The sequence below is a fragment of the Vibrio sp. 1-2 (7-a) genome (assembly GCF_013048515.1).
Lineage (GTDB): Bacteria > Pseudomonadota > Gammaproteobacteria > Enterobacterales > Vibrionaceae > Vibrio > Vibrio diabolicus.
In genome coordinates, this window is the sequence record NZ_VHSQ01000004.1 from 1 (window position 1) to 20,490 (window position 20,490).

Below are 20,490 nucleotides of genomic sequence, written 5' to 3' on the forward strand. Positions count from 1 at the left end.
TGAACAAGGCGTAGCCATTCTTGCTGAGATCTATGCTGAGACATTTTCGAGTACCTTTAACGATAAAAGTTAAAGGTTACGACGTTTATTAAAAGGATTGAATGAGTCGATTTAAAGACGCTTACGTTGTAAACAAAGTTTTTTAACAAAAATTGCTGAAAAAATGCTCAGTAACACTCCAATCTGAGTTCACTTTCTGGTATGTTTCGCATCCCTGTTTGAGGAAGTCAGCATGCATACCTGTCCTTTATGCCAAAATCAGCGTACTCACCACTATTTTGAAGATAAGCGACGTGAATATCTTCAATGTGAGCAGTGCAGTTTGGTGTTTGTGAATCCAGACCAACGTTTGGATGCGGAAACCGAAAAAGCTCACTATGATTTGCATGAGAACAACCCTGAAGATTTAGGTTACCGACGCTTTTTGTCGCGTATTGCTGACCCGATCACAGAGCGAATTTCTCCACAATCAAATGGTATCGACTTTGGTTGTGGTCCTGGCCCAACGCTCTCCTTAATGTTGGAAGAGGCGGGGCACAACATGGCGTTGTACGACCTCTACTACCACCCTGATACGTCGGTTTTAGAAAAAACGTATGACTTCATGACAGCAACAGAGGTGATAGAGCACCTCTACCACCCAGATTTGGTGTGGAAGCAATGGTTGAATTTAGTTAAGCCAGGGGGCTGGATAGGCCTGATGACGAAAATGGTCATCGACGTGGAGGCTTTCAAATCATGGCATTATAAGAACGATCTCACTCATGTAGTGTTCTTTAGTCGTGACACGTTCCAGTTCCTAGCAGAGCGGGATAAGCTCGAACTCGAATTTATTGGTAATGATGTAATTTTACTGAGGAAACCCCAGTAATGAGCCGTAGTAAAAAATCTAGAAAGCCAGGTGCCGCTGGCGCACCTGAGTTTGTTGTAACTCGTAACCGTACAGAATCTGATGTGGAAGGCCGCCTACGCAAGCGTGCTAAAAAGCGCAAAGGCTTGAAAACGGGTAACCGTAACTCAGAAGTTAACGAGCAGAAAAAGCAAGCTGCTGCACAAAACCGCGACCCGCGTTTAGGCAGCAAAAAGAAAATTCCTCTGGTTGTTGAGCCTGCGAAGAAAATGACGAAGCAAGAGCGTCGTTTGTCGGCAGAGCAAGAACTAGAGATGCTAGAAAATGACGCGCAATTGAACGTGTTGCTAGACCGCATTGAAGCGGGTGAAAACCTAGGCACAGGTCTACAGAAATACGTCGATGAGAAGCTCGACCGCATTGAGAAGCTAATGGACCAACTAGGTTTGTTGGAACCTGAAGAAGAGGAAGACTTCACTGCTCCTGCTGAGAAAAGCACGCGCAATGATGATGACTTGCTGGCAGATTTCGACGACATTAACTTCGACGACTACAAAGGATAATTAAGCTATGAATGTAACCTTATTAGCTATTGCTGGTGTTGTGATTATCATCGCACTTGCTTCTTATGCAGGTTACCTTCTGCTTCAATTGAAAAAGCAAAAGGAATTGCAGCTAAAGCATCAAAAATTGGCGATAGATAAACGTAACGCCAACATTTTTGAGAATGTGCATACCTTGTGTCAGGCGGGTATTCAAGGCCAATGCGATTTATCTGAAATCAGTATTCGTGTGTATAACATCATGGATTATGTACAAGGTGAAGACCGTGTCGATTTCGATAAAACGTACCCTGCAATTTCTGAGCTTTACCATATCGTGAAAGATATGGCACGTGGTGAAGAACGCCAACAACTTGCCAAGAAAGAGCGTATGCAACAGAACTTGACGCGTCATAAAGCGGAAAGCCGCCTCACTGACGCGATTATTGAGGAGCTCAAAGTGTTGCAGAAAAACGTCCAGCCACTGAATAATCAAATCAATATTCAGATGATTTAATAGTTACCCCCAATGGTTTCCTTATGACTGTAGGGGGTATCGTGATCACGCTAGCACTTCTTTAGTTTTATAATTAAAAAGCCAGTCGGCGTTGCCACGCTTGTCATCGTCGTATGGCAAAATAGCGGCTCTGAATATCGGGTGACGGCTTTCGTTGCCCTAGCATTTAACGGAAAGTACCACCATGTCGAATCAACACACTGAATCGAAGCAGCAAATCGTCTGGGATCAAGCGGTATTGGATAAGTACAACTATTCCGGTCCTCGCTACACGTCGTACCCAACGGCGCTGGAGTTCCATGAAGCGTTCACCATTTCTGATTATGATATGGCATGCACTCAGTACCCAGACCGCCCATTATCGCTGTACGTGCACATTCCGTTCTGTCACAAGCTTTGTTACTACTGTGGTTGTAATAAAGTCATCACGCGCCACTCGCACAAAGCGGACGAATACCTCGATGTGCTTGAGCATGAGATTCGTCAACGTGCAGCCTTATTGGTGGGCAGAACGGTAACGCAATTGCACTTTGGTGGTGGTACGCCAACGTTCCTTTCTGAAAAGCAAATTACACGCGTAATGAGCCTGTTGCGCCAAGAGTTTACCTTTAGCAGTGATGCTGAAATCAGTATCGAAGTTGACCCGCGTGAAATTCAGATCACCATGCTGGATCACCTGCGTAGCGAAGGCTTTAACCGCTTGAGCATCGGTGTTCAGGACTTCAACAAAGAAGTGCAAAAACTGGTGAACCGTGAGCAAGATGAAGAGTTCATCTTTGCGATGGTTGCGCGCGCAAAAGAGTTGGGTTTCCGTTCGACAAACCTAGATCTGATCTACGGCTTGCCAAAGCAAACCAAAGCCTCTTTTGCCAAGACGTTAGAACAAGTACTGGAAATGCAGCCGGGCCGTCTATCCGTGTTTAACTACGCGCACATGCCACAGCTATTTGCAGCGCAGCGTAAGATTAAAGACGAAGATCTGCCTAAAGCAGAAGAGAAGATGGCGATTCTGCAAGATACCATCGCGACACTGACTGGCGCTGGCTATCAATTTATCGGCATGGATCACTTTGCTTTGCCGGACGATGAGCTTGCCGTTGCCCAGCGCGAAGGTATTTTGCATCGCAACTTCCAAGGCTACACCACACAAGGTGAATGTGACTTGGTTGGCTTTGGGGTCTCTGCAATTTCGATGATTGGCGATGCGTACGCGCAAAACCAGAAAGAGCTGAAGAAATACTACGCTCAAGTCAACGAACTTCGTCACGCACTGTGGAAAGGGGTCTCGCTGGACTCTGATGATTTGCTACGTCGCGAAGTGATCAAGCAGCTGATTTGTAATTTTAAACTAGACAAGAAAGCGATCGAGTCTGAGTTTAAAGTGAAGTTTGATCAGTACTTTAAAGAAGACTTGCAGCTACTTCAGACCTTCATCAACGATGAGCTGGTGGAAGTGGATGACAATGAAATTCGTGTGACGCTGCGAGGTCGTTTGCTGATCCGTAATATTTGTATGAGCTTCGATAAGTACCTGCGAGCGAAGGCGCGTCAGCAACAATTCTCTCGTGTTATCTAATCATAGACGCCGATTCAAGATGTAAAAAATGCCAGCAGATGCTGGCATTTTTTTATGTTTTCGCTGGATTTAAGCGCGATCTTTTACTTTTGCTTTCAGTTCCGCTTTTTCTGCTTCTGAAAGGAACGCAATCTCAAGGCCATTGATTTGTGCTTGGCGAATCTGGTCTTGGCTCAGACCAGCTGCTGGTGCCGCTACTTCGTATTCGTATGGCAGTTCGATGCCTTCTACCGCTGGATCGTCAGTGTTCAGACACGCAAGAACGCCATGCTCTAGGAACTGTTTGAGAGGGTGGTTTTCTAACGTTTCTACCGTGCTTGTTTGGTAGTTTGATGTTAGGCAAGACTCAATACCAATGCGGTTTTCTGCTAGGTAATCCATCAGTTTTGGATCGTGGATCGCTTTTACGCCGTGACCGATACGAGTTGCGCCCAGCTCATTGATTGCTTGCCACATGCTCTCTGCACCTGCTGCTTCACCAGCGTGAACCGTTACCCCAAGGCCAGCGTCGCGTACTTGTTTGAAGTGAGACACAAAGCGATCGCCCGGTTGGCCCAGTTCGTCACCCGCTAAGTCGACAGCAACGATGTGATCTTTTTGGCTCAGAATGCCGTCCAGTTCTTGTTGGCACGCGTCGGTGCCAAATGTGCGGCTCATGATGCCGATCAGGTTGGCTTTCACGCCAAAATCGCGCATACCCGCTTGCACACCGTCCACGACTGCTTCAACAACACCCGCTACTGGTAACTTGTGTTTCATTGCCATGTAGTATGGTGAGAAACGCAGTTCAGCGTAATCGATTTGAGCGTTTAGTGCGTCTTCCACGTTTTCGTACGCCACACGACGACATGCATCTAGGTCGCCCAGTACCGCAACACCCCAGTCGAGCTTAGAAAGGAAAGCAACAAGAGAGGGTTCCGCTTCGACAATTTGAACGTGAGGAGTTAGAGACTCAATATCGTACGCTGGCAGAGCAATACCAAATTTTTGGCCAAGCTCAAGAATCGTTTTAGTACGAATGTTACCGTCGAGGTGGCGGTGCAAATCAGTAAGAGGGAGGTTCTTCGTTATCATTATGTCGATCCGGATAGTTATGAACTGGAACAGGGCCCAAACATCATCTGTGACAATACATGGGTAAGATTTGCAGTTAAGTATAAATAACAGTTAGGTAGATTGTCAGTAGAGGATGACTAGGAAATCAACGATTCTCGCTCTTTTCTACTTCATGTTAACCAAATGTGTTGGCCACTCTTCTAGCGGCATTGGACGGCTGTAATAGAAGCCTTGCACTTGGTTGCAGCCTAAAGAGCGCAGTAATTGTGCTTGATTGCTATCCTCTACGCCTTCTGCGACGACATTGGTTTTGAGGCCCGCGGTGATATTGATGACCGCAGCAACGACCGAACTGTCTAAGTTTTCTTGCGTGAGTTGATTGATGAAGGTGCGATCAATCTTCAAACAAGTAAATGGCAGTGAGTGAAGATAACCCAGTGATGAGTAACCGGTACCGAAATCATCGATCGCGATACCAATCCCCATATCACGCAGTTTGGTCATATTTTCCAGCGTGGTTGGTGCGCTATCAATAATGCGCGACTCGGTGATCTCCAGTGTTAGATTACTGGCGGGTAATTTCGTGATATCCAATACGCTGGTCACCGTATCGACAAAATCAGGGCAGGACAGTTGATTAACGGAGATGTTCACATGCAGTTGGAAGTCTGATGGCCACTGATTACTTTGAATGGCTTGGTATGTATCGCGGCAAGCTTGTAATAGAATTTGTTGGCCAATGGCTTTGATCATGCCGCTTTCTTCTGCGATTGGAATAAAATCTAGTGGCGACACCATTCCTGAGTCACTGTGCCAGCGCGCCAGCGCTTCTGCGCCACACACATTACCACTAGCGAGATCCACAATAGGTTGATAATGAGGGACAAATTCTTGGTTTTCGATGCCAGTTTGAATCTTAGTCAGCATTTGGGTGCGGAACTTTGAAGCGCTTGCCAGTTCAGGGCTGTAATGACAGACACCGGTCAGTGAGTCTTGCTTGGCGTAGCTTAATGCGATGCTGGCGTTGCGAAGCCACAGCGGCATGGTTTCATTTGGTTGGGTTTGCACAATGCCAAGTGAAATCTTCATCACTACATTCTCACCTTCCACCATAAATGGGGTGGAAAAGAGTTGCTGTAATCGACGCTCGGTTTGTTTAACTTTGGCTTCAGTATCGGCGTTTGAGAGAAACACTGCGAACTCATCACCGCCAATCCGAGCCAGTAACGCGTTATCACTAAACTCTTGTTTTAGCCTTTCTGCGATGCTGACCAACAGTTGATCACCGTTATGATGACCCACACTGTCGTTGATATCTCTAAATTTGTTGATACCAAGTAAAAATAAACTGCCGTGGCACAGGTGAGATTGGTTCTCACAGATTTCGACCAAGCCCTGACGACTGTATAAGCGTGTCAGAGAGTCATAAACCAACTGCTCACGCAACGCTTTAAATGAGGCTCTGAGGTTACTCGTCATCTCATTAAAGGCATGCACAAGTACCGTTGTCTCATACACATAACCAGGTTTTGGCATACTGCTGTCCCAATCGCCATTCGCAAGGTGTTGGGCGGCGTCGGCCGTCGCGTTAATCGGTCTGGTGACTCGGTTGAAAATGATCCAACTGATGGCGATACCAAATAAGCTGACGATAAACCCGACCAGCCAACTCTTTTGTTGGCTTTTCGGCAATGTACCCAGCAACTCGGATTCAGATATAGAGGTGCCAATAAACCATGTTAAACCGTTTTGATCTCGGTATGGGGTTAGTCGGCTGAAAATACGTTGGCCGTCATGCTCAAATGAAAAGGTGTAAGGTTGCTTAGTATTGTTGAGATCAAACGACCGAACGCGGCTCGCACTGATTTTGATGATCGGATCTGCGTTTTCAGCCGCAAACAAACGCTGCCCTTTATCAGAAAACTTTGTGCCCCATGAGATAACGCTTCCCGGGCCTGAGTGAGCGATTAAACGATGCTCTGGGTCCATGATGTAGACCGAAGCTTTGGTGTTGTATTTTAACTCACGTAGAAATTCGTTAAATGTGTTGATGCGAATGTCTGTCACCAACACGCCAGCAAATTGGTCGTGTTTATACACCGGTGTCATGGCTGACAGCGTAATATCCTGGCGTTCATCGGCATTCGTATAAATCTCAGACCACATCGAGGTTTGAGTCTCTGCGACGGGCGTATACCATGGGCGAGTGCGAGGATCGTATGGAGAGATAACCGTTCGAATGCTATTACTCACATGGTTGGTGCCATAAATAATCAGATCACCATCGGTATATCGATCTTGAACCATTAAGGTGTAATCGTCGGAAAGCTCGCGGCGGAACCCGGCAAAGTCACCGCTTTCTGAACCAAATGCGATGACATCCAACTGCGGTATCGATTGGTAAAGGTTTTTGAATGCACTCAGCAGGTAGCTTTGAATATCTGAGGTGTCGTGAGGGTGATAAAGGTTGTGATAGCTGACGTTATGTGCGAGAGCCATAACTGCAGTAAATGGCTTGCGCAGATAGCTATTAAGGTGGTCGTGGACACTTTCGGTTAACACGGAAAGTTGTTTGTCGCTGATATCTGTGGCCACTTCTTCGTAGCTTTGTTTTTGGACGTAGACAATGACACCGATCGCCAGTAAGAAGATCATGACAAATGGAATGAGAACAGCGGTACGCAGTGTAATTTGAGTCGTAGCAGTAGACATTGCCTAATCACATAGATGGTAGTGCGCCATAATTGTACTGATATTTTTGTTAATATCGAGTGACAAACGACTCTCGTTGTTAACGCACCACGTAAGTGATTGTCAGTACAATTCTTTTAATTTTCTGGTAAGCGTGTTTCGCCCCCAGCCTAATACTTTAGCGGCATCTTGCTTGTGACCTTTAGTGTGCTCCAAAGCGGCCTCTAATAAAATGCGCTCAAATTCTGGTAAAGCATAAGAAAGCAGTTCTTTATCTCCTGCCGCGAGTGATTGACGTGCCCAATCCGCCAATTGTTCTTGCCAGCTGCCATGCTCAGAGTCCGAAATGGATTTTTTCTCTTCGAGCAGTTCGCTTGGTAAGTCGTTTGGCAATACCTCGCTACCACTGGCCATGACGGTTAACCAACGGCAAATATTCTCTAATTGACGCACGTTGCCCGGCCAATCAAGGCGGTTAAGAATTTCAACGGTCGACGGATGCAGAGTTTTGGTTTCGACCCCCAGCTCATCAGCCGCTCGGATAAGAAAATGCTGCGTAAGTTTTTCGATGTCCTGCTTACGTTCACGCAATGCCGGAATCTGCACTCGAATCACGTTCAAGCGATGGAATAAGTCTTCACGGAAATCGCCTTCATGCACCAGCTTTTCTAAATTCTGGTGTGTTGCCGCGACAATCCTTACGTCGACGCTGATTGGGGAGTGACCGCCCACTCGATAAAACTGTCCGTCGGCCAGAACACGCAGCAAACGGGTTTGAATATCTAACGGCATGTCACCGATTTCGTCTAAAAATAGGGTGCCGCCATTGGCTTGTTCGAATCGACCCTGACGAACATTGTTCGCCCCGGTAAATGCCCCTTTTTCATGACCAAACAACTCTGACTCAATCAGATCTTTGGGAATCGCCGCCATATTGAGTGCAATAAAAGGTTTGTTGGCGCGAGGACTATGGCGGTGCAACGCATGAGCAACGAGCTCTTTACCCGTGCCCGATTCACCGTTAATCAATACTGAAATTGAGGAGCGAGAAAGACGACCAATGGCGCGAAATACTTCTTGCATGGCTGGCGCTTCACCGATGATTTCTGGCGTTTCTGCTGGAATGTCTTCTGGAGAGAGTTGCTCACGTTTATTTTCGTGACTGTGTGCAATCGCTCGTTCAACCAGAGTTAAGGTTTCATCGATATCAAAAGGTTTTGGTAAGTATTCAAAGGCACCTTTTTGGTACGCATTCACTGCCGCATCCAAATCTGAGTGGGCGGTCATGATAATCACGGGAAGGTCTGGGTAATCGCGCTGTACTTGTTTTAGCAGCTCTAATCCATCAATGCCCGGCATGCGAATGTCTGATACCAGCACATCTGGTACTTCGCGTTCGAGCGCCATCAAAACGCTTTCCCCATCGGCATAGGTTTCGCATTTTATGTTGGCAGAGGAGAGCGTTTTCTCCATCACCCAGCGAATGGAACTGTCGTCATCAACGACCCAAACATATCCTTTACTCATGTAGTAATCCTTGCAGCAAACCGAAAAACTGATGCGACTTGAAGTCCATTAGCGCAATCAGATCGGCAAATAAATAGTAAATGTTGTGTGACCAGGCCAGCTTTCTACGTCTATTTTTCCATTATGCTGGTCGATCAAATTTTGTGAAATAGACAGCCCTAAGCCAGTTCCTCCCTCGCGGCCACTGACCATGGGATAGAACAGCGTGTCTTGTAATTCCGGTGGAATGCCTGGGCCGTTGTCTGTGATTTCGACACGCGCAGCGAGTTTACAGCGTTTGCCGTGAATATTAGCTTGATGCACCGTTCTGGTGCGAATGGTGATTTTACCGTGTTCTTGATGGCTAAGAATTTGCGCTGCATTACTGACGATATTAAGCATCGCCTGTTCGATTTGGTCCGCATCCATCAAAATTTCTGGCAAGCTCGGGTCGTAATCGCGTTCAATCACGATTGAACGTTGCGATTCTAATTCAACCAACTGGCGAACCTTTTCCAGAATTTGATGCAAGTTTTCTTGTGTCTTCTTACCTGGCTTTTGTGGCCCGAGTAATCGATCAACGAGCGCTCTTAAACGGTCGGCTTGCTCAATAATGATGTGCGTATACTCGGTGAGAGAGGGATCTGGCAGCATTTTTTCTAGCAATTGTGCTGCACCACGTAATCCACCTAGCGGGTTTTTGATCTCATGTGCAAGCCCTCGGACTAACAGTTTCGCCGCTTGTTGCTGGGCGTGCTGGTTCAGTTCTTGAGAGAGTCGGCGCTGTTGATCAATTTTGCGCATCTCGACGAGTAACATCAGTTGTTTTTGCCAAGTGATTGGGCTAACTGTCACCTCTAGCATTAAGGGGCGGCCATCAACAACGAAAGTGACGTCACTGTCGGTGATGCTTTGGCCACTTTGCAATGGTTGAGTGAGCAGCGCGAGATCCAGCGACGCATGTTGAATCAATTGAGAAAGCGATTGTTCAACAATACGTTTCGCGCTTTGAGAAAACAGCAACTCGGCAGCCGGATTGGCATAACGGATAGCCAATCCATCATCAAGAATCAGTGTTGCTGTCACCATGTTGTTGAGAATGGCACTAGGAAGACTGGTATCCACATTACGTCCTTGTTTTGCTTTAAGATTGTGCGTTGCACAATAATGGTGCAATTGAACGTTAAGTATGGCGAATAAATCTCAGAAGAAAAAGTGAAAAGCACCGCAGTGATGCTATTTTTTTCACCAGATATTCTATTTTGCCCCTTTTACGGTCGGCTTAACACTTGCTCTATGTAAATGCACCGTTATAGGGCTAGTAGATGCAATAAGCTTGCCGCTTCTTTTCGCGTGCACGGCCAGTGTGTGGGTGCCTCGGTCAATATTGTTTAACTGCCACGTCATATGGCTTTGTGGCGCACCATAAGGTTTTCCGTCGAGCAGCAGTTGCAACTGTTCACCGATACCAAGCTTGCGATTGGTTTCCAGTTGAATATTGATGATGCCTCGGTTGCTGCGGATGGTTTCGTTATGTTGAGGAGTCAGCATCGAGAGCTTTAATGGGAGAGGTTTATCGGTTTTCTTTTCTGGCTTGTCTTGTGGCTCTTTCGATGGCTTGGTCTGAGGGGCGAGTGATTCCGTGCTTTCTACCTTAGGAGCGGGTGCGCTGGCTTCAAGGTTTGGCAGCGCGATGGCTTTTGCACCTTGGTTTGGCGTATCACTAAAATGAACCACGCCATTTTTATCTACCCATGTATAAGCAACCTGCGCTGATGCGATGGAGGCGATTAACAATCCGCTGAGAGCACATAGCGATGGAATAAGCTGAACTTTCATTGCTCACCTTCTTTTGATCGATGATTTCACGTTTCAATGGCTTAGCTCTTTGACCTACAAGGTAAAAAGTCCAAGCGTATTTTTATTATCCCCTCATGTTAAACGTCGAATCTTGACTGACGAATACAAAAAAGGCCCGCCTGCGAGGCGAGCCTAATATTTTGTTGCTGTGTTTACATTTTACACAGTGTCGACCTTATACAGAGTAGTAAAGTTCGAACTCAACTGGGTGAGTTGTCATGTTCACGCGCTCTACGTCCTGAGATTTCAGCTCGATGTAAGAGTCGATGAAGTCGTCAGAGAATACACCACCCGCTGTTAGGAATTCGCGGTCAGCATCTAGCTCTGCTAGTGCGTCTTTCAGTGAGTATGCAACCGTTGGGATTTCTGCTGCTTCTTCTGCTGGTAGATCGTAAAGGTCTTTATCCATTGCTTCGCCTGGGTGGATCTTGTTCTTAATACCGTCAAGACCAGCCATTAGCATTGATGCAAAGCATAGGTATGGGTTAGCCGCTGGGTCACCAAAGCGAACTTCGATACGACGTGCTTTCGGGCTTGGTACCACTGGGATACGGATTGAAGCAGAGCGGTTACGTGCAGAGTAAGCAAGCATAACTGGCGCTTCGAAGCCTGGTACAAGACGTTTGTACGAGTTTGTTGATGGGTTAGCAAATGCGTTGATTGCACGAGCGTGTTTGATGATACCGCCAATGTAGTAAAGCGCCATTTCAGATAGACCGCCGTACTTGTCACCAGCAAATAGGTTTACACCATCTTTCGCTAGAGATTGGTGAACGTGCATACCGCTACCGTTGTCACCAACAAGTGGTTTAGGCATGAATGTTGCCGTTTTACCAAACGCGTGAGCAACGTTGTGTACAACGTACTTGTAGATTTGGATTTCGTCAGCTTTGGTTGTTAGCGTGTTGAAACGAGTTGCGATTTCGTTTTGACCCGCTGTTGCCACTTCGTGGTGGTGTGCTTCAACAACAAGACCCATCTCTTCCATTACTAGACACATAGCAGAACGGATATCTTGAGATGAATCCACTGGAGCTACAGGGAAGTAACCACCTTTAACGCCTGGACGGTGACCTTTATTACCTTCTTCGTAATCAGAACCTGTGTTCCATGCTGCTTCTACGTCATCGATCTTGAAGAAAGAGCCTGACATGTCCGTCGAGAACTTCACGTCATCAAAAAGGAAGAATTCTGGCTCAGGACCGATAAGTACAGTATCTGCAACGCCAGTAGAGCGCATGAAGTCTTCAGCGCGTTTTGCGATAGAACGTGGGTCACGGTCGTAGCCTTGCATTGTTGCCGGCTCTAAGATGTCACAACGGATGTTTAGTGTTGCGTCTTCCGTGAATGGGTCAAGCACAGCAGAAGATGCGTCAGGCATCATTACCATGTCTGATTCGTTGATACCTTTCCAGCCAGCAACTGATGAACCATCGAACATTTTACCTTCTTCGAAGAAGTCTGCGTCGATTTGGTGAGCAGGGATCGAAATGTGCTGCTCTTTACCTTTTGTATCAGTGAAGCGTAGGTCAACAAACTTAACTTCGTTTTCTTGGATCAGCGATAGAACGTTTTCTACTGACATCTTGGATAACCTCCAGTGTTAATAAGCGGTAAAAGCTCGATTTATGAATTATTCATGAAACCTGGCATTGATTAATCAATTTGACTTTTCATTAATCGATGCTGTTTTAACTAAAGCCAAAACCGTGCCAAAAAAAATATTCCATTAATTTCAAGCAATTGTGTTTTTTTGGCGCTAGCTTGGTGCAGATGATTGCACCAAAATGATCTTTACTTGCACTATTGTGGTGCGGTAAATCATTATTGCACCATAATGTGACAGGCGCATTGCTTATTCAGCCCAGTTTTTGAGCAAGAGTCAATTTGAATTATGCATCGATTAGAATAAAGTTGCGTTTAATCAATTCGTTCTGAGGAAGAAAATGGGCATTAAGCGTAAAAATCGCAGAAATGCTCGGGAGTAGATCACATATTTCTAGGCTTTTTGCTAAAATCTGGTACATTATGGCCGTTTTTTTAATCAGCAAATGTCGCCAGAGAGCACCCGTTCTCAGCGTGGGGGCATTTCATCTATCTAAGTGAATCAATATCCATGGCTACTCCACAGATTGATAAATTAAGAAATATCGCGATCATCGCGCACGTTGACCACGGTAAAACCACATTGGTTGACAAGCTGCTACAACAATCAGGCACGCTTGAGTCTCGCGGTGAAGCTGAAGAGCGAGTCATGGACTCGAACGACATCGAGAAAGAGCGCGGTATTACCATTCTTGCTAAAAACACAGCAATCGACTGGAACGATTACCGTATCAACATCGTAGATACTCCGGGACACGCGGACTTCGGTGGCGAAGTTGAACGTATCATGTCGATGGTAGACTCTGTACTACTTATCGTTGACGCGGTTGATGGTCCAATGCCTCAAACGCGTTTCGTAACACAAAAAGCGTTTGCTCATGGTCTAAAACCAATCGTTGTTATCAACAAGATTGACCGCCCTGGCGCACGTCCTGATTGGGTTATGGACCAAGTGTTCGACCTATTCGACAACCTAGGTGCTTCTGACGAACAGTTAGACTTTAAAGTGGTTTACGCTTCTGCTCTTAACGGTTGGGCTTCTCTAGAAGAAGGCGAAACTGGCGAGAACATGGAACCGCTATTCGAAACTATCGTTGGCGAAGTAGCTGCACCAGAAGTTGACCTAGATGGTCCACTACAGATGCAAATCTCTCAGTTGGATTACAGCTCTTACGTTGGCGTTATCGGCGTTGGCCGTGTAACTCGTGGTAGCGTTAAGCCAAACCAGCAAGTAACGGTTGTTGGTGCAGACGGCAAAACTCGCAACGGTAAAGTGGGCACAGTAATGGGCTACCTAGGCCTAGAGCGTCACGAAGTTGAGCAAGCTAACGCGGGTGATATCATTGCAATCACTGGTCTTGGCGAGCTTAAAATCTCTGACACTATCTGTGCACAAAACGCAGTAGAAGCACTACCAGCACTGTCTGTTGATGAACCAACAGTAACCATGACGTTCCAAGTAAACACGTCTCCATTCGCTGGTAAAGAAGGTAAGTTCGTCACTTCACGTAACATCCTTGAGCGTCTAGAGAAGGAACTGGTACACAACGTTGCACTGCGCGTTGAACAAACAGACGATCCAGACAAATTCCGCGTATCAGGCCGTGGTGAGCTTCACCTGTCTATCCTGATCGAAAACATGCGTCGTGAAGGCTTCGAGCTTGCCGTATCTCGTCCAGAAGTAATCATCAAAGAAGAAGATGGTCAGCTAATGGAACCGTTTGAAACGGTAACTATCGACGTAATGGAAGAGCACCAAGGCGGTATCATGGAGAATATCGGCCTACGTAAAGGTGAGCTGAAAGATATGGCTCCAGACGGTAAAGGCCGTGTACGTATGGACTTCATCATGCCATCTCGTGGTCTGATCGGCTTCCAAACGGAATTCATGACACTGACTTCTGGTTCTGGTCTTCTATACCATACGTTTGACCACTACGGCCCACACAAAGGCGGTAACATCGGTCAGCGTATCAACGGTGTTCTGATTGCTAACGCTGCGGGTAAAGCGCTAACTAACGCACTGTTCAACCTTCAAGAACGTGGTCGTCTATTTATCGGTCACGGTGTGGAAGTTTACGAAGGCATGGTTATCGGTATTCACAGCCGCGACAACGACCTAACAGTAAACGCACTGAAAGGTAAGCAGCTAACCAACGTTCGTGCATCTGGTACAGATGACGCACAGGTTCTAACTCCGCCAATCATCATGACGCTAGAGCAAGCGCTTGAGTTCATCGATGACGACGAGCTAGTAGAAGTAACACCTGAAAGCATCCGTATCCGTAAGAAATTCCTAACGGAAAGCGATCGTAAACGTGCTTCTCGTGGCGCGAAATAACTTTCGTTAAGCGATTCAATTAAGAAGAAGCCCTGAGTTATGCTCAGGGTTTTTTGTATCTAGAGAATGAACATATCAGCATGAAGCCAATTGTGATTACTGGTGGCCCAGGTGCGGGGAAAACCACCCTACTGAATGCATTAGAGCGGCAAGGGTATGCGACGTTTGCAGAGAGCTCTCGTACGCTGATTGAACAGCAAAACCAGTTAGACGACGGTATCTTGCCGTGGACGAACCTGCCTGAGTTTGCTCAATTGTGTCTCGACTTGATGAGCAAGCAAAAGAGTGATGCGCGTTGTCATGACATTGCGTTTGTTGATCGCGCGATCCCAGACATCATTGCTTACTTACAAGTGGGCGGTTGTAAGGTTGACCAAGCTTTCTTAACTGAAAGTGCTGGGTACCATAGTCAGGTGTTTACTTGTCGACCTGAAGCATCCATTTACGTGCAAGATGAAGTGCGTCCACACAGCTTTGAAGAAGCATTGGAGATTCATCAATCCTTAGTGGATATCTATGCTGAGTTGGGTTACGAAGTGGTCGAAGTGCCATGGGGCAGTGTGCTAGAACGAGTAGGCTTTGTTCGAAGAGTCATCGGTTTAGTTGGTGAGGTCACAGACTAAAACCTCCTCGCTAGGAGGAGGTTTGAATCATTTACTTTTGATTGAGCTTTTGCAGGAATTTATCAGACTCTGCAATCGCTTCGTTCATCTGTTTGATTGCAAACTGAATGTCTTTCTCTAGACTAGAAAACTCACCTTGTAGAGAGCCAATCGCACTCGCGTTAAGGTTGTGTTTCAAGTACAACGTGTTGTCGCGCAGTGTATTTAGTACAGGCGTCATCTTTTTCTCTGCACGCTTCATTGCGCTAAGCATGGTTTTGTACGAAGCTTTGGTTTCACGTAGCTTTTGTTCGCTTGAACGGCGCAATTTCGCGCTCGAGTACAGCTCTAGTTCGTCTTGCCATTCATCAAATAGTGCTCCGGAAACGTCTTCAATCGCAGCAATGCGGTCACGAACGTCTTGCGCCGCTTTTTCGCTGTCTTCGTACTTGTCATTGATTTTGTTGTAGACACTTTCTAGCTCACCACCATCAAAATTAGTGATCGCAGATAAGGCTTCAAGTGCACTGGTGAATTCTTCTTGTGCATCTTGTTGAGATTCTTTGGCATCTTCAACGCGGTCGACCATAATATCTCGTTTATGGTACCCAACTTGCTCCATCGCTGAGTAATAAGCAGATTGACACCCTGTTAAAGTGAAAATTGATAGTACAATTGCTAATAAATAAGGCATTCTTATGTCCTCGACGCTAATTATGGGATGAACTATGAACCAGTTATCAGAGAGTTACAAGGCAAGATTAATCAATCTACTGCCAAGTTGCGTCGCGTTTTTTAAGTATCTTCTTAAGCGATTAACGCATGATCGCGTCAATGTGAACGCGGGCTATCTTGCCTACATTACCTTGTTATCCATTGTGCCAATGCTGACGGTATTGTTATCAATATTGTCGAAATTTCCCGTTTTTGCGAACGTCGGTGAGGTGTTGCAAGGCTACATTATTGAGAATTTTGTTCCGGCATCTGGGGAAGCTGTACATACGGCATTGCAGGAATTTGTGGCGAATACGGGCAAAATGAGCGCGGTTGGCGGTGGGTTTTTATTCATTGCTGCAGTCATGCTGATTTCGAACATTGATAAGAACTTAAACTACATTTGGCGAGTTAAAGATAAGCGCCGTTTAGTATTTTCATTCTCTATGTATTGGATGGTACTCACGTTAGGGCCGATCATGGTCGGTGCGAGTATCGCGGCTACATCGTACGTGACCTCACTGCAAATTTTAGAGAACGAGACATTATCTGGTGCGTTCAATCTGTTTTTACGTTGGTTACCGCTGTTGTTGTCTTTTTTCGCTTTCCTTGGCTTATATATTCTGGTGCCGAATAAAAAAGTGCACCTGGCTCATGGCGCGATGGGGGCAGCAGTCGCTGCGATACTGTTCGAATTAAGTAAAAAGGGCTTTGCACTCTACATCACGCAGTTCCCCTCTTATCAGCTCATTTACGGCGCGTTAGCCGCGATTCCTATCTTGTTTGTTTGGGTGTATTTATGCTGGATGATCGTGTTATTGGGTGCGGAAGTCACAGCTGCGCTTGGTGAGCGAGAGCACTGGAGTGAAGATTTAGACATGATACACTCGACCGCTGAATCTCAGTTAACAGATGAAGGAAGCGAGAGTAGTGATAGCGCTAATTCAACGAGTCAGTGAAGCTGCCGTCCGTGTGGATGGTGAAGTCGTAGGGGAAATTGATCGTGGTCTGCTGGTCTTATTAGGAGTAGAGAAAGACGACGATGAGGCCAAAGCAAAACGCTTGATGGAGCGTGTTACGACCTACCGCGTGTTCGAAGATGATGAAGGTAAGATGAACCTGAATGTCAAACAGGTAGAAGGCAAAGTGCTGGTGGTTTCTCAATTTACGTTACCTGCGGATACAAAAAAAGGCACTCGTGCTGGCTTTTCTCGCGGTGCGCATCCTGCTGATGCTGAGCGCTTGTATGATTACTTTTCTGATTTGTGTGAACAAGTTTTACCCACACAGCGTGGCCGCTTCGCTGCCGATATGAAAGTGTCCTTAGTGAATGACGGTCCGGTGACGTTTTGGTTGCAGGTCTAGTCTGGTAACACAAGCGCCATGGTCTAAGCTTTAACTCCAAGCTCATGGAATTGGCTTGGAGTGATTTTCCCGACATTTATTAGTGTTGTGCTTTCAAAGGATTGATATGTTCAAACTCATTACTCCCAAAACCGATAATCAGATAAACAAGTATTATCAGTTTCGCTGGCAACTGCTTCGTGAGCCATGGCGTATGCCAATTGGCTCTGAACGCGATGAATACGATGAAATGAGCCATCACCGTATGATTGTTGATGGCCGAGGTCGTCCTATGGCGATCGGTCGTTTATACATTACGCCGGATAATGATGGCCAAATCCGCTATATGGCGGTTAAAAATAATCGCCGCAGTAAAGGTATGGGCTCGCTGGTTCTGGTCGCGCTAGAGTCGTTAGCACGCCAAGAAGGGGCGAAGCGCTTGGTGTGTAATGCCCGTGAAGATGCCATCGCCTTTTACGAGAAAAATGGCTTTGAGCGTCGCGGTGAACTGACCGACGAGCGCGGTCCTGTGCGTCACCAGCAAATGGTGAAACCATTGGATCCGATGGCGAATGTGTTGCGTCGCCCAGAATGGTGCACTGAACTTCAGCAGCGCTGGGAGCAACAGATCCCAATTAGCGACAAAATGGGGATAAAAATTAACCAGTACACGGGTTACCAGTTTGAATGCTGCGCGCAACTTAATCCAAACCTTAATCCGCATAACACCATGTTTGCGGGGTCGGCTTTTACTTTAGCTACCTTGACGGGGTGGGGTATGACGTGGCTGCTGCTTAAAGAGCGCGGTTTGCATGGTGATATTGTGTTGGCCGACAGCTCGATTCGTTATCGTCAACCAGTCGAACAAAACCCCGTGGCAAGTACTTCGTTAGATGGGATCAGTGGTGACCTAGATCGATTGGAGTCAGGGCGCAAAGCACGCATCGTCATTCACGTGGTGATTTATAGTGGCGACACGCCAGCCGTAGATTTTGTTGGTACCTATATGCTGATACCGAACTATTCGCAATTACTCAGCTGTTAATTGAGAGGGCGCCTTACTGATCTGTAGGGCGCTTATCTGTTTCGTTTTCTCGCTCTGTCGGTGGGAGGATTTGTTCCTCTGTGGTGGGATCAGTGACAGATGCTTCGTCTTCTTCGACAATTTCTTCGGAAAATTCTTCCTCTTGAATCTCCACATTGATGTTATCAATCGCAGTTGGCAGCTCCATGGCTGATTCACTTGTTTGTGGAGTGCTTTCAACATCAGCCGGTGCTTTTGGTGCTGGTGCTTTTAAACACTCATTATGATGGATTTCGCCACTGAGTAGATCGCCTTCAACGCTCCCGCACGACTCTTTCAATTGATAAACAATGCCATTTAGCGGGTTGTTGGCCATATCAAACTCGCCCCAAACCCTACCACTCATAGCTTTCCCTGAAATGGTGACTGGTTCTATGGCGACTTTCCCTCGTTGCGCGTTTAAACGTAGCGGACTTAAGGTAATGGCTTTGAGCGAATGATCCGCTTGGGATTTTAAACGGGTATCTCGTAGGTTGGCTTCCACTTCACCAGATAAGCTGTAGGCCAGCATGTTGCGATCACCTGATAATCCTTGTAGAGCGAGGCTGAGATCGGAAAAACCATCAATGGCCAGTGTGTTGGGTAAATAATCGTGGAAGAGTGATAAGGGAATGCCATCGGCATTGAGGTTGAGTGCCCAAGACTGGCTCGGAGTACTTAGGTCTATCTGTCCGATGCCTTCTACGTAGCCTTGCTCGAGTGGTGCAAAAAGGCGTGTCAGTTTCCAAAAGCCATTCTCACTTTGCATGGCAAGTGCAGCATGAGACGTGAGCACTTGGTTATAACTGGCGTTGACAACGCTAGCTTCCAGATCGCCATGCCAAAGGCCCCAACGTTGATTGACCTGTTTAAGATCAAGCTGCTGCCCTTCGATGTTTAAACCGGAGAACTGCCAATAAGGTTCGTGAGATAGCTGAATGATCTGGCTGCGCTCGATGTCGAGTCGTTGGATTGTGACATGATCTAACTTACTGATGGCGGCGTGCCACCAGTTTTGGTTATCTTCAGGTTGTATTGCCCACTTGAGGCCTTGAATGGAGGCTTCTTCGAGTTGCCATTGCGTTGGAGTGAACACCCCAGAAACCTGCACACGACCTTGCTGCCAATCTAAGCTGAGCTCGTTGAGCTGGATTTTTCCAGGCTCTATAACAGCACTTAAACGCGGCTCTATTGCGGTTTGCTGTTGGAATTGGACGCTATCCGCCTGCAATGAAACTTGAGCCGTTGTCTCCCAGGGAGACAGTGGCAGTGTGGCGTTTTCTACGGAGAGCTCTAAGTTTTGCCAGTGCCAATCGCCCCATTTAATATCGGCGTTCAGTAAGTCTAAGCTATTAATGTGATTAATCTGGAATGGCATTGCTTGCCAAGGCTTAGCAAGCAGTGATTGGAGCTGGATATGATTGAGTTGCAACTTATTGATGGTCACATTCACTAAAGACCAGCCTTGTGGATACTGCTCGCCTTGCCCTGAAATTTGACTGTTACGCCAGTTAAATGAAGTGCCATAGAGCGTACTGTCTTGCGGTTTGTAGTCCATGTCGACCAAGACCTGATTAAAGGCTTCGCCATTCCAATAGATCTGGTCGGCTGCAAGTTGAACCTCGCCATATGGTATTAACTGGCCATTCCACTGTGGTGATTGAATTTGAAGGTCAATGCCATTACCAGAAAACTGCTCGTCGGCGTAATCAATATTTTTGAGCGCGATTTGATGGAACAAAACGTTATCTAAAGGCTTGAGCTTTGGCGCGCCATACTGCAAATTAAGTCCATCAATCAATAAGCTATCAACGATCCATTTACCATCGCGATAAACATCGGGATTCATCCATAAATCGACTTGCTCGATATAAGAAGCGTCGTCTACGTTTGTGTTCACACCCTGTAAAGTTAGGTGGTAGGGAAAATCGTAACGCACGCTTTCTGCTTGAAAGGGCAAGGAAATGCTGTTTGATAGCAGACGCCAAGTTGCATCGGCGTAAGATGTTGTTAACAGCGCAATCATAGTGGCCGGAATGGCAACTAAGATAACCAGTAACAGAATTAGAACTCGACGCGCTGTTTTCATCCTTGCTAGAACCTACGTTTGCAATTAAATAAAACTAGATAGGCTTTAGCTTGTATCAATATTCTGCGGTATTCAATAAAAAGCCCCTCAAAAGAGGGGCTTGAAGCGGTTTTTTGTAACTTGGTCTACGTAAA

17 protein-coding genes are annotated in these 20,490 nt (G+C 46.4%); 9 read left to right on the forward strand and 8 right to left on the reverse strand.

Translation table 11 applies throughout. The features are described 5' to 3' along the window. Positions 1-232: 232 nt before the first annotated feature. The 4 genes from FKN08_RS12490 (at position 233) to hemN (ending at position 3,485) form a co-directional block, all read left to right on the forward strand. Entirely contained in the window at positions 233-871 is a 639-nt protein-coding gene (locus tag FKN08_RS12490; protein WP_005394454.1) for a class I SAM-dependent methyltransferase, read from the forward strand. Further along, positions 871-1,413 carry a Der GTPase-activating protein YihI gene (gene yihI / locus FKN08_RS12495; protein ID WP_005394455.1) on the forward strand — a complete coding sequence of 181 codons (543 nt, stop codon included), beginning with the start codon at positions 871-873 and terminating at the stop codon, positions 1,411-1,413. Before FKN08_RS12490 ends, yihI begins: the two co-directional genes overlap by 1 nt. A gap of 7 nt (positions 1,414-1,420) precedes the next feature. Further along, positions 1,421-1,909 (forward strand): DUF2489 domain-containing protein, encoded by a 489-nt coding sequence (locus FKN08_RS12500; RefSeq protein WP_005379254.1) that lies wholly within the window; start codon positions 1,421-1,423, stop codon positions 1,907-1,909. A gap of 184 nt (positions 1,910-2,093) precedes the next feature. Further along, on the forward strand, positions 2,094-3,485 hold the full coding sequence (gene hemN / locus FKN08_RS12505) for an oxygen-independent coproporphyrinogen III oxidase (RefSeq protein ID WP_005394456.1): 1,392 nt from the start codon (positions 2,094-2,096) through the stop codon (positions 3,483-3,485). A 69-nt stretch (positions 3,486-3,554) separates the two neighbouring features. On the opposite strand, the gene add is transcribed toward hemN, so the two are convergent. The 6 genes from add to glnA all read right to left on the reverse strand — a co-directional run bounded on the left by add (position 3,555) and on the right by glnA (position 12,183). After that, entirely contained in the window at positions 3,555-4,559 is a 1,005-nt protein-coding gene (add, locus tag FKN08_RS12510; RefSeq protein WP_005395038.1) for an adenosine deaminase, read from the reverse strand. Positions 4,560-4,706: 147 nt separating this feature from the next. Further along, the gene (locus tag FKN08_RS12515) at positions 4,707-7,253 is read right to left on the reverse strand and encodes an EAL domain-containing protein (protein ID WP_170892247.1); all 2,547 of its coding nucleotides are present in this window, start codon (positions 7,251-7,253) and stop codon (positions 4,707-4,709) included. Between the two features lie 102 nt (positions 7,254-7,355). After that, positions 7,356-8,759 (reverse strand): nitrogen regulation protein NR(I), encoded by a 1,404-nt coding sequence (gene glnG, locus FKN08_RS12520; protein ID WP_005395036.1) that lies wholly within the window; start codon positions 8,757-8,759, stop codon positions 7,356-7,358. A gap of 57 nt (positions 8,760-8,816) precedes the next feature. After that, on the reverse strand, positions 8,817-9,863 hold the full coding sequence (glnL, locus tag FKN08_RS12525) for a nitrogen regulation protein NR(II) (protein ID WP_012841226.1): 1,047 nt from the start codon (positions 9,861-9,863) through the stop codon (positions 8,817-8,819). A gap of 132 nt (positions 9,864-9,995) precedes the next feature. Beyond that, positions 9,996-10,577, reverse strand: coding sequence for a DUF4124 domain-containing protein (locus tag FKN08_RS12530; RefSeq protein ID WP_145533313.1), 582 nt, complete (start codon positions 10,575-10,577; stop codon positions 9,996-9,998). A gap of 196 nt (positions 10,578-10,773) precedes the next feature. Continuing rightward, positions 10,774-12,183 carry a glutamate--ammonia ligase gene (glnA, locus tag FKN08_RS12535; protein ID WP_145533315.1) on the reverse strand — a complete coding sequence of 470 codons (1,410 nt, stop codon included), beginning with the start codon at positions 12,181-12,183 and terminating at the stop codon, positions 10,774-10,776. Between the two features lie 531 nt (positions 12,184-12,714). On the opposite strand from glnA, the gene typA reads away from it, so the two are divergent. Then, complete coding sequence (typA, locus tag FKN08_RS12540) at positions 12,715-14,544, forward strand: translational GTPase TypA (protein ID WP_046874152.1); 1,830 nt, start codon at positions 12,715-12,717, stop codon at positions 14,542-14,544. Between the two features lie 80 nt (positions 14,545-14,624). Next, positions 14,625-15,167: an AAA family ATPase gene (locus FKN08_RS12545; protein WP_139060258.1), complete on the forward strand. Its 543-nt coding sequence runs from the start codon at positions 14,625-14,627 to the stop codon at positions 15,165-15,167. Between the two features lie 31 nt (positions 15,168-15,198). Here FKN08_RS12545 and FKN08_RS12550 read toward each other — a convergent pair whose 3' ends face one another. Next, a complete protein-coding gene (locus FKN08_RS12550; protein ID WP_031780441.1) occupies positions 15,199-15,840 on the reverse strand; it encodes a DUF2959 domain-containing protein in 642 nt (213 codons plus the stop codon). A 34-nt stretch (positions 15,841-15,874) separates the two neighbouring features. Here FKN08_RS12550 and FKN08_RS12555 point away from each other — a divergent pair, with 34 nt between their 5' ends. The 3 genes from FKN08_RS12555 (at position 15,875) to FKN08_RS12565 (ending at position 18,249) form a co-directional block, all read left to right on the forward strand. Next, on the forward strand, positions 15,875-16,819 hold the full coding sequence (locus FKN08_RS12555) for a virulence factor BrkB family protein (protein WP_005379281.1): 945 nt from the start codon (positions 15,875-15,877) through the stop codon (positions 16,817-16,819). Then, positions 16,791-17,225 (forward strand): D-aminoacyl-tRNA deacylase, encoded by a 435-nt coding sequence (dtd, locus tag FKN08_RS12560; protein WP_012841223.1) that lies wholly within the window; start codon positions 16,791-16,793, stop codon positions 17,223-17,225. The genes FKN08_RS12555 and dtd overlap by 29 nt, the downstream gene beginning before the upstream one ends. 106 nt (positions 17,226-17,331) lie before the next feature. Continuing rightward, complete coding sequence (locus FKN08_RS12565; RefSeq protein ID WP_005395003.1) at positions 17,332-18,249, forward strand: bifunctional GNAT family N-acetyltransferase/hotdog fold thioesterase; 918 nt, start codon at positions 17,332-17,334, stop codon at positions 18,247-18,249. 13 nt (positions 18,250-18,262) lie between these two features. Here the strand turns inward: FKN08_RS12565 and FKN08_RS12570 are convergent, their stop codons facing one another. Then, a complete protein-coding gene (locus tag FKN08_RS12570; protein WP_170892248.1) occupies positions 18,263-20,356 on the reverse strand; it encodes an AsmA family protein in 2,094 nt (697 codons plus the stop codon). Positions 20,357-20,490: the final 134 nt, after the last annotated feature.